Below are 10649 nucleotides of genomic sequence, written 5' to 3'. Positions count from 1 at the left end.
AACCGGTCGCCGTAGAAGCCCGACGCGTTGCCGATCCGGATCACCGGCCACCTCCGGGCGGCCCCGCGAACGCCTGCGCGATCGGCAGCCACTCCTCCGCCACCGGCCCGACGGCCTCGATCGCGAGCTCCTTGCGGTTGCGCCGCTGCGTCACCAGCCACGCGAAGTCCAGCGCCGGTCCCGAAACCCGGTTCTCCGCGTCCTCCGGCCCCCACGTCCACGCCTCACCGGACGGCCCGGTCAGCTCGACGCGCACCTCGGCCTCCGGCGCCGCCAGCCCGTTGAGCAGGAACGCGAACCCGATCGTCCGCACGCCGATGTGGCACACGTGCCTGATGCGCGCGGTCGGCTCCCGCACGACGCCCAGGGCGTCCGCCACGTCCTGCCCGTGCGCCCAGGTCTCCATGATCCGCGCGGTGGCCATCGACGCCGGGCTCATCGGCGGCCCGAACCAGACGATCTTCCCGGTGGCCTGGGCGAGGTGCTCCCGCAGCGCGGTGCGGCTGTCCCGCCAGAGTTCCAGCAGGTCCGGCAGCGCCGCCGCCTCCGCCGCGGTCCTGTCCACGATGTCGGCGGTCAGCGGTTGCGCCTGGAACGCCGCGGGGTCGGTGATCGCGAGGATCGCGGCCTTGTCCGTCCACATGAGATGGCCGATCTGGTGCCCGACGGTCCAGCCCTCCGCGGGCGTCGGCACGGTCCAGTCGGCCCCCTCGACGATCTCGTCCAGCGAACGCGACTCCGCGTCGAGGTCGGCCAGCAGTTCCGTGATCACAGCTGTTCCTCCAGCATCCGCGCCCAGTAGCGCACCACGTGCGCCCGGCGCTTGGTGTCGTCGGCGAGCTGGTTGGCGAGCGCCAGCCCGCGCACGAGATCAAGGGTTGCCTGCACCGCGTCCTTCACACCGGGCCTGGTGTCGTCGACGTCGAGCAGCTCCAGCGCCAGCCCGTACACCTCGCGCCCCAGCCGCGCCTGCAGCTCCAGCACCTGCTCGCGCAGCTCCGGATCGGTGCGCGCGGCCACCCACAGCTCCAGCGCCGCCGTGAACAGGTCGCTGGCGTGGAAGTCCGCGATCATCTCCACGACGGCGTGCGTGCTCTTCTCCGCCATCTCGGCGCGCCGCTTGAGCACCTCGACGCTCTCCGCGCCCACGTGCTCCACGGCCGCCGCCACCAGCTCACCGCGCGTGCGGAAGTGGTGCAGCTGCGCGCCGCGCGACACCCCGGCGCGTTCGGCCACCTCGGTCGTCGTCGTACCGGACCAGCCGCGTTCCACCAGGCACTCGACGGTCGCCTCCATCAGCTTCCGCTTCGTCTCCCGCGTGCGGTCGGCCTGGCGCTGCCTCGTCTCCACGCCGCCGAGTCTTCCGCCGAACAAACAAACAGTCAAGCCTGCTTGTAAACGTCGGGCGTACCGTCGCACCTCGATGACCACCGTGGAGAGACTCAGGGCCGCCGGCTGCGTGTTCGCCGAAGAAGAGGCCGCACTGCTCGAAGAAGCCGCCACCAGCCCCGAGCACCTGGAAGAACTGGTGACACAACGGGTCGGCGGCCTCCCGCTCGAACACGTCGTCGGCTGGGCGCTGTTCTGCGGCCACCGGATCGTGGTCACCCCGGGCGTCTTCGTCCCCCGCCACCGCACCGAACTCCTGGTCGACCTCGCCACCGACCTGAAGCCCGCCGTGATCGTGGACCTGTGCTGCGGCTCGGGCGCGGTCGGCGCGGTCCTCCAGCACCGACTCCCGGACGCCACGGTCTACGCCGCCGACATCGACCCGGCGGCGGTCGAGTGCGCCCGCCGGAACCTCACGACCGTGTTCGAAGGCGACCTGTTCGACGCCCTGCCGCAGCACCTGCGCGGCCACATCGACGTCGTGGTCGCCAACGTCCCGTACGTGCCTACCGAGGACATCCGGTTCATGCCACCCGAGGCCCGCGACCACGAGGCACGCGTGGCGCTCGACGGCGGCGAGGACGGCCTCGACGTCCTGCGCCGGGTGGCCGCCCAGGCCGCGACCTGGCTGCGCCCCGGCGGCACCCTGCTGAGCGAGACCAGCGAGCGCCAGGCACCGGCCGCACTGGCCGCGTTCACCGCCGCAGGCCTCACCACCACGCTCGTGACCAGCGACGACACCAACGCGGTGGTCGGCACGCGCTGAGTTCCGTACAATGTACGGTATGTCGTACGACGAGGTCATGCAGTGGTTCGAGAAGTGGGACGCGCTCGCGGTGAAGGGCGACGTCGAGGCGATGGCCGACATGGCCCTGTTCCCGATCAACACGGTCACGGACGGGTCGGCCACGTCGTGGGACCGCGCGACGTTCCTCGAGCAGATGGGGGCCCAGCTGGGCGGCGAGGTGCAGATGGAGTCCACCAGGACGCCGCACTTCATCAACGACAACCTGGTCTTCGTGATCACGGACGGCACGATCAACGGGATCACGGTGCGCTACGGCGACCTGCTCACGCGGGTCGGCGGCGAGTGGAAGTTCCAGACGATGGCCCAGGGCGGGTGGGCCGAGTAGAAGACACCCCGGGGAAGAGGGCGTCCACTCAGACGATCACAGCAGGACGATCACAGCAGGGTGAGCTGTTCCTGGTCGACACGCGGCGCCGGCACACCCACCGGCAGGCTGCCGTCGGGCCACACGCCTTCGTCGTCACCGGGCACACCGGTGACGGCGTCGGTGGAACGCCCCCGCGGTGCCAGCCCGTGCTTCTCGATCAGCGGGACCACCCGCGCGGCGAGCCGGGCGCGGTACCGCTTGTCCACATAGGACCTGGCTCCGTACAGGTACCGGTACGTCTCCACGAGATCCGGGTGCTCGCGCCGCAGCCACGCCGCGAACCACTCCTTCGCACCGGGCCGCAGGTGCAGCGGCAGCACCGTCACACCGGTCGCGCCGGCCGCGGCGATCTGCTCCAGCAGGAAGTCCAGCTGCTCCACGGAATCCGTCAGCTCCGGCAGCACCGGCGCCACGAACACCCCGCACGGCAGACCGGCCTCCCGCACCTTCCGGACCAGTTCCAGCCGGGCGGCGGGCGTCGGCGTGCCGGGCTCCAGCGACTTGTGCAGGTCCCGGTCCATCAGCGCGAGCGACACCGCGATCCCGACCGGCACGACCTCGGCGGCCGCGGTCAGCAGCGGCAGGTCCCGTGCCAGCAGCGTGCCCTTCGTGAGGATCGAGAAGGGCGTGCGGGAGGCGGTCAGCGCCTCGATGATCCCTGGCATCAAGGCGTACCGCCCCTCCGCCCGCTGGTACGGATCGGTGTTCGTGCCGAGCGCCACGTGCTCCTGCTTCCAGCGCGACGACCGCAGCTGGCGCGACAGCACCTCCCCGGCGTTGACCTTGACGATCAGCTGGTCGTCGAAGTCCTTGCCGGTGTCCAGATCCAGGTAGGAGTGGGTCTTGCGGGCGAAGCAGTTGTGCGACACCACCCCGTTGGCGATGAAGTCCGCGGTGCCGGTCGAGATGTCGTAGAGGGTCATCTCCCCCAGCGGTTCCACCGACACGACGCCGAGCGGCCGCTGCGACTTGATCGCCACGCCGTCGATGTCGCGCTTGCGGGTGATCGCCGGGTCGACGGTGTGGAAGAACCGCAGGTTCTCCCGCAGCCCGCCGCGCAGCCGCACGACCCGCACGCCACGACGGCGGCGCAGCTCCTCGATCGCGAAGTCGAAGTCGAAGTGCTTGAGCGCCAGGCAGATCGCTTCCAGAACGGTGGCGTTGCGCGTGGACAGCCGCAGGATGCTGCGCGAGCAGGTCCCGAGGTAGTCGAACGCGCCGGCCAGGAATCCTTTGAGCCAGTCCGGGTTCGGCGCTATCTGCCAGTGCGCTAGTACGCGCACCTGGTGCAGAAATCCCTCGCCTTCTCGCACGCCGAAGTAGTCGAGGTACTCCTGCGTGCGGTCCATGGCCTCGATGTCGGCCAGGGGGATGTGGAACTCGGTCTCGTCGTCCACCATGCCGCGCAGGTACCCGCGGCGGTAGTCGTCGGTCACGGCGGGCTGCTCGACGAAAGCCCCCGTGCCCATGAGTTTGTTGCCGGTGGTGAGGTGCGGCCTGCGTCCAACGCCCGCCGTCTCCCCCGTCACGTGCTTCCAGCCGCGGTCGGTCAGGAACCGGTGGTCCCCGGACGCGACCACGGACGTGCCGTCCTCCAGCGTCAGCCGGTACGCCTCCTTGCGCGTCTCCCAGTGCGCGAGAACGGTCGTGAGCTTGTAGCGCCGGTAGTTGCCGACGAGCTCGGTGCCGTAGATCTCGTCACCTTCGCGCAGCTCGGACAACGGCTTCGTGCGACCGTTGCCCATGAGGATCGGCGTGTCCCCGGCCATGCAGTACGTGCAGGCGTGTGAACAGCCGCGGTACGGGTTGACCGTCCACGCGAACGGCAGCGACGAACCCGGTACCCCGTTGAGCACGGATTTGGCGCGGACCTCGTGGAACACCACGTCCGCGAACTCAGGAGTTCGTACGCTGCGCACCAGTCCCGGTAGCCCCGGTAGCGCCTGTTGCGGCTCTGCCTCGAGTTTCTGTCCGTCCCATCGCACGCCATCGATTCGAACACATGTTCGAACAGCGGTCAAGGAGTGCCCTTGTCACCCGTTGAGGTAGCAGGCTTCGTCACCGGCGCACTGTGCGTGTGGCTGGTCGCCCGCCAGAACCCCTGGAACTGGCCCATCGGCATCGCGAACAACATCGCGTTCCTCGTGCTGTTCTGGGGCAGCGGTCTCTACGCCGACTCCGGTCTCCAGATCGTCTACATGGCACTCGCCGTCTACGGCTGGTGGGCGTGGGTGCGCGGCGGCGAGCAGCACAGCACGTTGCGCGTCAGCCGCACGACCGGACCGCAGTGGCTGTGGCTCGCGGTGGCCGGCGTGCTCGGAACCGGTCTGCTGCACTGGGTCCTGGTCAGCTTCACCGAGTCCACCGTGCCCTTCTGGGACGCCGTCACGACCGTCCTGTCGCTGCTCGCCACCTGGGGCCAGGCGCGCAAGAAGGTCGAGTGCTGGTGGCTGTGGATCGCCGCGGACGTGATCTACGTGCCGCTCTACGCCTACAAAGAACTGTATTTGACGGCGGTGTTGTACGTGGGGTTCATGGTGCTGTGCGTGCTCGGGTTGCGGAACTGGACAAAGGATCTGAAGAGCGACGAGGTGCAGGCGTGAAGGAATACGACCACGCGCTCGTGCTCGGCAAGTTCTACCCACCGCACAACGGCCACCACCACCTCATCGAGACGGCGGCCTCCCGCAGCACCCGCACCACGGTGACCGTCCTGGCCGCGTCGAGCGAGACCATCCCCCTCGACCACCGCGTGCGCTGGCTGACCGAGACCCACCGCGACACCCCCGGCGTCCGCATCGTCGGCGACCTCGACGACCACCCGATGGACTTCGACTCCGACGAGATCTGGGACCTGCACGTCGCACTGACCCGCGCGGTGCTGGCGCGGCGCGCGATCGCGGACGGCGACCCGTCGCGGGCCCCGGTCGACGTCGTGTTCTCCAGCGAGAAGTACGGCGACGAACTGGCCCGCCGGCTGGGCGCGCGGCACGTGCTCGTCGACCTCGACCGCTTCACCCACCCGGTCTCGGGCACGGCGGTGCGCACCGACCCGGTCGCGCACTGGCACCACCTCTCCCCCGCGACCCAGCGCGGCCTGGGCCGCAAGGTCGTGGTCGTCGGCGCGGAGAGCACGGGCACGACCACGCTCTCGAAGCAGCTCGCCGACCATTTCGGAGCACCCTGGATCCCGGAGTACGGCCGCGAGCACACCGAGCACAAGCTCGCCGCCGCACGCGCGTTCGACCGGGAAGCCACGGTGGACGGTCTGGTGTGGACCCTGGGCGACTTCGAAGACGTTGCCCGCGAACAGGACCGCCGCATCCAGGCCGAGACCGCGCCGCTGGTGATCGCGGACAACGACGCGTTCGCCGCGACCGCGTGGGGAGAGCGCTACCTCGGTTTCCGGCCCGAGGTCTTCCAGGGCGCCGAACCGGACCTGTACCTGCTGACCGACCACGTCGGCGTTCCGTTCGAACAGGACGGCTGGCGTGACGGCGAGCACCTCCGCGAGTGGATGACCGGCCTGTTCGAACGCGAGCTCACGCGGCGCGGGGTGCCGTGGCTGAAACTGACGGAGAACAGGTTCGACGCGGGCGTCACTGCCGTTGAACACCTCATGCGGCAGGATGTCGCGCGTGGGTCACGGTCACGGGCATAGCCATGCGCTGAACGAGGAACCGGCATCACAGCGCGTGCGCACGTTGCTGCTGTGGCTGCTGGTGCCGTTCGCGCTGGCCACACTCGTCGGCGCGGCACTGCTCTACCCGTTCGGGTACGAGCAGAAGACCGGCGCGGAGATCGGGCTGCACCAGACACCGGTCGCGGCCGTCGTCACCGGTGTGGCAGAGAACTGCGGCGAGAAGTGCGTCGCGGTGACCGTCAAGATGACCGACGGCGCCGCGAGCGGCCAGAGCGTCACGATCCCGAGCGTGAAGGGGCCCGGGGCGCCGAGTTTCGCGCTCGGCGACGAGGTGGTGCTGTCCTACGCGGGCAGCCAGCCGCAGGCCGCCGAGTCGTACCAGATCGTCGACTTCCAGCGCGGGTGGTCGCTCTGGGTGCTGGCGCTGCTCTTCGCGGGCGCCGTGCTGCTGCTCGGGCGCTGGCAGGGGCTCGCGGCGCTCGGCGCGTTGCTGCTGAGCTTCGTGGTGCTGGTGCTGTTCATCATGCCGTCGATCCTCGCGGGCGAGAACCCGCTGCTCGTCGCGGTGGTCGGTGCCGGACTGATCATGTTCGTGGTGCTGTACCTGACCCACGGCATCTCCGCCCGCACGTCGACCGCGGTGCTGGGCACCCTGGTCAGCCTGGCCCTGATCGGCGCGCTGGGCGCGCTGTTCTCGGCGGCGTCGAAGCTCACCGGCATCGACGAGGACACCACGAACCTCGTCACGCTGCTCGGCACGAACATCGACACCCGCGGCCTGCTGCTCGCGGGCACGCTGATCGGCGCGCTGGGCGTGCTCGACGACGTGACGGTCACCCAGACCAGCGCCGTGTGGGAACTCCGCCGTGCCAACGACAAGCTGACGTGGCGCGAACTGTTCGCCGCGGGCTCCCGGATCGGTCGCGACCACATGTCGTCCGTCGTGAACACGCTCGTGATGGCCTACGCGGGCGCCGCCCTGCCGTTGCTGCTGGCGATCTCACTGGCCGGGCGGTCGATGGGGGAGATCCTGACGGCGCAGCAGATCGCGTCCGAGATCGTGCGCACCCTGGTCGGCAGCATCGGCCTGGTGGCGGCGATCCCGGTGACGACGGCGCTGGCCGCGCTGATCGCGGTGCGCCAGGACGTCACCCCGCTCCAGGCCCCCGAACCCGAGCCCGAGCCGGAACCCGAGCCGAAGACCGTGAAGCGCGCGAAGCCGGCGCCGAAACCCCGGCCCGCGCGCATCGAGGGCGACCTCTTCACCGGCTACGACCCCGACAAGGGGCCGTGGGAACGGCCTAGCGGGCCAGCAGCACGAAGAGCAGCGCCAGCACGCCCGGCACCACCTGCACGAAGAAGATCTTCCGGCTCGCCGTGAACGTGCCGTAGATGCCGGCCACGATCACGAACACCGTGAAGAGCACCGACGCGCCGAAGTCCTGCCGGACGATCGCGTAGATCAGTCCGGCGGCGAGGAACCCGTTGTAGAGACCCTGGTTCGCGGCGAGCGCCTTGGACTCCTGCGCGAACTCGGGCGTGAGGCCGAACGCCTTCTGCCCGCGCGGGGTCGTCCAGAGGAACATCTCCAGCACCACGATGTAGATGTGGATCAACGCCACGAGAGCGAGCAAGACGCCTGCGATGACCTGCACTTGGGTTCCTCCTCAGAGCTGACACACGCGGTGAGACAATAGAGCAGTGGGAAGACAACGGCCCGACACAGAGGCGATCACCGAGTCGATCGACTCCGGCGTCGCGGAGCTGGTCCCCGACCTCGGCGGACGGAACTCCTGGACGTTGCGGGTCAACGGAACCCCACAGTCGCATGTGGACCTGGACGACCCGACCTACCTGGAGTTCGAGTACGTCCGCAGGCTGGGTCACATCGTCGACCTCACCGCGCCTTCGCGTGTGCTCCACCTGGGTGGTGGCGCTCTCACGCTAGCGCGCTACGTGGCCGATCTACTGCCTCGCGCGTCTCAGCAGGTGGCCGAGATCGACGCGGGCCTGATCGCGTTCATCCGCCGCGAACTGCCGCCGCCTCCCCGCGTGCGGATCACGACGGGCGACGCGCGCGCGGTGCTCGTCAAGGCGCGTCCCGGCTCGTTCGACCTGATCGTGTCCGACTGCTTCGCCGGAGCCCGCACACCGGCGCACCTGACGTCCGTGGAGTTCGTGCGCCAGGCGTCCGCGGCACTGGCCGAGGACGGCATCTACACCGCGAACATCGGCGACGGCAACGGCCTGCAGTTCGCCCGCTCCCAGTGCGCGACCGTGCGCGCGGTGTTCGAACACGTCTGCGTGCTCGCCGAACCGGGCGTGTTCCGCGGCCGCCGCTTCGGCAACTTCGTGATCATGGCCTCACACCACGCCCTGCCGATGCAGCAACTGACCCGGGCGACGGCCGGCGACCCGTTCCAGGGCCGCGTCGAGCACGGCACGGGCCTGACGAAGTTCATCGGCGGAGCACCGGTGACGACGGACGCCACCGCGAAGCTCTCGCCCGCCCCGCCGTCCGGCCTCTGGGGCACGTGAAGAACGCCGCCCCCGAGGGAGCGGCGTCCGGTTTCAGTCCAGCGAGGTCACGAACTTCGAGACCGCGTCCGGATGCAGCTTCTGCGCCATCCGGCCCGCCGGGGCCAGCGACCCGAGCCGGTACAGCGGCCGTTCCGCCGCCGCCAGGCCCCGTGCCTCGGCCCGCAGCTGCGCGACGAGCAGTTCCGAGAACACCAGGCCGGGCGTGTCGCCGCGGGCGGCCAGCGCGTCGGCCAGGCGACGCAGCTGGTAGACGCCCAGCTCACGACCGCCCGTTCCCGCGTACATCGACAGGGCGACGTTGATCGCCTTCTTGTTCCCGCGCACGAACAGCCCGACGGTCCGGGCCCCGCGCAGGTCGGTGACCAGCAGGTCGAGGCCGTCGGCCGTGGCGAGGTCCACCTTGCGCGTGCCGAACGCCCGCACGTGGACCGTCGTGCCCTCGAGCCACACCGTGCGGCGCGCCTCGGACAGCGCCAGCAGGATCACCGGCACCGCCACGATCACGCCCGCGATGACGCCCGGCCAGCGGCCGCCGATCAGGCCCACGATCGCGCCGAAGGCGAGGGCGACCATGATGCCGCCGATCGCCACCATGCGCGCCCGCTTGCGGACCGTCGCCTTGTCGAGCAGGTCGAGAACGAGCTTGTCGTCGCTCACAGCGCCTTCCGCACCTCTTCGACAACGTCCGCCAGCGGCACCGTCACCTGCTCACCGGTCGCGAGGGTCTTCACGCCGATGCTGCCGGCCTCGAGGTCGCGCTCACCGAGCACCAGCGCGAGCTTCGCGCCCGACTTGTCCGCCGCCTTGAAGCCCGCCTTCATCGACCGGCCGCCGTAGACCAGGTCGGTCCGGACGCCCGCGGACCGCAGCTCACCGGCGATCGCCACCAGGCGCGCCCGCGCGGCCTCGCCCAGCGGCACGCCGATCACGTCGACGCGGGAGAACTCCGGCAGCACGCCCTCCGCCTGGGCCGCGAGCAGTGCGCGGTCGACGCCGAGACCGAAACCGACACCGGACAGCTCCTGGCCGCCCAGCTGCGCCATCAGGCCGTCGTAACGGCCACCGCCGCCGATGCCGGACTGCGCGCCGAGACCGTCGTGGACGAACTCGAACGTCGTCTTCGTGTAGTAGTCGAGGCCGCGGACCATGCGCGGGTTCTCGACGAACTTCACGCCCAGCTCGGTCAGGTAGCCCTTGACCAGCTCGTAGTGCTCACGGCACGCGTCGCAGAGGTTGTCCACCATCAGCGGCGCCTCGGCGACCATCTCGCGCACCTCGGGGCGCTTGTCGTCGAGCACGCGCAGCGGGTTCAGCTCGGCACGCTGCCGGGTCGCCTCGTCGAGCGGCAGCTCCGCGAGGAACGCCTGCAGCTTCTCCCGGTAGGCGGGACGGCAGTTCGCGTCGCCCAGCGAGGTGAGCTCCAGGCGGTAGCCGGTGAGGCCGATCGCGCGGAACCCGGCGTCACCGACCGCGATGACCTCGGCGTCCAGGGCCGGGTCGTCGATGCCGATCGCCTCGATGCCGACCTGGTGGAACTGCCGGTACCGACCGGCCTGCGGGGCCTCGGCGCGGAAGAACTGGCCCGAGTAGTACAGCTTGGCCGGCAGCGACCCGCGGTCGAGGCTGTGCTCGATCACGGCCCGCATCACGCCCGCGGTGCCCTCGGGGCGCAGCGTGATCGAGCGCTCGCCGCGGTCGAGGAAGGTGTACATCTCCTTGGTCACGACGTCGGTCGACTCGCCGACACCGCGCGCGAACAGCGCCGTGTCCTCGAAGACCGGCAGCTCGACGTAGCCGTAGCCCGCGAGCTCGGCGGCCCGCGTCAGAGTCGACCGAACGTGCACGAAAGCGGCAGACGTCGGCGGGATGTAGTCGGGAACGCCCTTGGGTGCGGAAAACAC

Annotated in this window: 12 protein-coding genes; 6 read left to right on the top strand and 6 right to left on the bottom strand. The window is 70.1% G+C overall.

All coding sequences use genetic code 11. The annotated features are described in order from the left end of the window. Positions 1 to 40: 40 nt before the first annotated feature. Positions 41 to 772: a TIGR03084 family metal-binding protein gene (locus ND450_RS43755; RefSeq protein ID WP_253323809.1), complete on the bottom strand. Its 732-nt coding sequence runs from the start codon at positions 770 to 772 to the stop codon at positions 41 to 43. Next, positions 769 to 1296 carry a TetR/AcrR family transcriptional regulator gene (locus ND450_RS43750; RefSeq protein ID WP_089914301.1) on the bottom strand — a complete coding sequence of 176 codons (528 nt, stop codon included), beginning with the start codon at positions 1294 to 1296 and terminating at the stop codon, positions 769 to 771. Before ND450_RS43750 ends, ND450_RS43755 begins: the two co-directional genes overlap by 4 nt. Before the next feature lie 127 nt (positions 1297 to 1423). Between ND450_RS43750 and ND450_RS43745 the strand changes: the two genes are divergently transcribed. After that, positions 1424 to 2155: a putative protein N(5)-glutamine methyltransferase gene (locus ND450_RS43745; protein ID WP_253323808.1), complete on the top strand. Its 732-nt coding sequence runs from the start codon at positions 1424 to 1426 to the stop codon at positions 2153 to 2155. A gap of 19 nt (positions 2156 to 2174) precedes the next feature. Next, entirely contained in the window at positions 2175 to 2522 is a 348-nt protein-coding gene (locus ND450_RS43740) for a nuclear transport factor 2 family protein (RefSeq protein WP_253323807.1), read from the top strand. A 50-nt stretch (positions 2523 to 2572) separates the two neighbouring features. Here ND450_RS43740 and ND450_RS43735 read toward each other — a convergent pair whose 3' ends face one another. Then, positions 2573 to 4549 (bottom strand): intein-containing Rv2578c family radical SAM protein, encoded by a 1977-nt coding sequence (locus ND450_RS43735; RefSeq protein ID WP_253323806.1) that lies wholly within the window; start codon positions 4547 to 4549, stop codon positions 2573 to 2575. A 39-nt stretch (positions 4550 to 4588) separates the two neighbouring features. Here ND450_RS43735 and pnuC point away from each other — a divergent pair, with 39 nt between their 5' ends. From pnuC to ND450_RS43720, 3 genes are read left to right on the top strand one after another with little or no spacing between them, the layout of a single operon-like run. Continuing rightward, positions 4589 to 5167, top strand: a complete 579-nt coding sequence (gene pnuC, locus ND450_RS43730; protein ID WP_371927594.1) for a nicotinamide riboside transporter PnuC — start codon at positions 4589 to 4591, stop codon at positions 5165 to 5167. Next, positions 5164 to 6225 carry an AAA family ATPase gene (locus ND450_RS43725; protein ID WP_253323804.1) on the top strand — a complete coding sequence of 354 codons (1062 nt, stop codon included), beginning with the start codon at positions 5164 to 5166 and terminating at the stop codon, positions 6223 to 6225. Before pnuC ends, ND450_RS43725 begins: the two co-directional genes overlap by 4 nt. A gap of 34 nt (positions 6226 to 6259) precedes the next feature. After that, positions 6260 to 7588, top strand: a complete 1329-nt coding sequence (locus ND450_RS43720; RefSeq protein ID WP_371927593.1) for a YibE/F family protein — start codon at positions 6260 to 6262, stop codon at positions 7586 to 7588. On the opposite strand, the gene ND450_RS43715 is transcribed toward ND450_RS43720, so the two are convergent. Next, a complete protein-coding gene (locus tag ND450_RS43715) occupies positions 7509 to 7862 on the bottom strand; it encodes a DUF1304 domain-containing protein (RefSeq protein ID WP_253323802.1) in 354 nt (117 codons plus the stop codon). The genes ND450_RS43720 and ND450_RS43715 overlap by 80 nt on opposite strands. Positions 7863 to 7908: 46 nt before the next feature. Between ND450_RS43715 and ND450_RS43710 the strand changes: the two genes are divergently transcribed. Beyond that, positions 7909 to 8745 (top strand): spermidine synthase, encoded by an 837-nt coding sequence (locus ND450_RS43710; protein ID WP_089913727.1) that lies wholly within the window; start codon positions 7909 to 7911, stop codon positions 8743 to 8745. A gap of 33 nt (positions 8746 to 8778) precedes the next feature. Here ND450_RS43710 and ND450_RS43705 read toward each other — a convergent pair whose 3' ends face one another. Then, positions 8779 to 9405, bottom strand: coding sequence for a hypothetical protein (locus ND450_RS43705; RefSeq protein WP_253323801.1), 627 nt, complete (start codon positions 9403 to 9405; stop codon positions 8779 to 8781). Then, the gene (gene hisS, locus ND450_RS43700) at positions 9402 to 10649 is read right to left on the bottom strand and encodes a histidine--tRNA ligase (protein ID WP_371927592.1); all 1248 of its coding nucleotides are present in this window, start codon (positions 10647 to 10649) and stop codon (positions 9402 to 9404) included. Before hisS ends, ND450_RS43705 begins: the two co-directional genes overlap by 4 nt.

Origin of the sequence: Lentzea sp. HUAS12, from assembly GCF_024125735.1 — a bacterium.
In the GTDB taxonomy this organism is placed as follows: Bacteria; Actinomycetota; Actinomycetes; order Mycobacteriales; family Pseudonocardiaceae; genus Lentzea; species Lentzea albida.
This window is presented reverse-complemented; position numbering and strand designations above follow the sequence as displayed.

Excerpts from the sequence above, each read along its gene's own strand:
- ND450_RS43750 (WP_089914301.1), bottom strand. The coding sequence starts at position 1,296 with ATGGAGGCGACCGTCGAGTGCCTGGTGGAACGCGGCTGGTCCGGTACG.
- ND450_RS43740 (WP_253323807.1), top strand. The coding sequence starts at position 2,175 with ATGTCGTACGACGAGGTCATGCAGTGGTTCGAGAAGTGGGACGCGCTC.
- ND450_RS43745 (WP_253323808.1), top strand. The coding sequence starts at position 1,424 with ATGACCACCGTGGAGAGACTCAGGGCCGCCGGCTGCGTGTTCGCCGAA.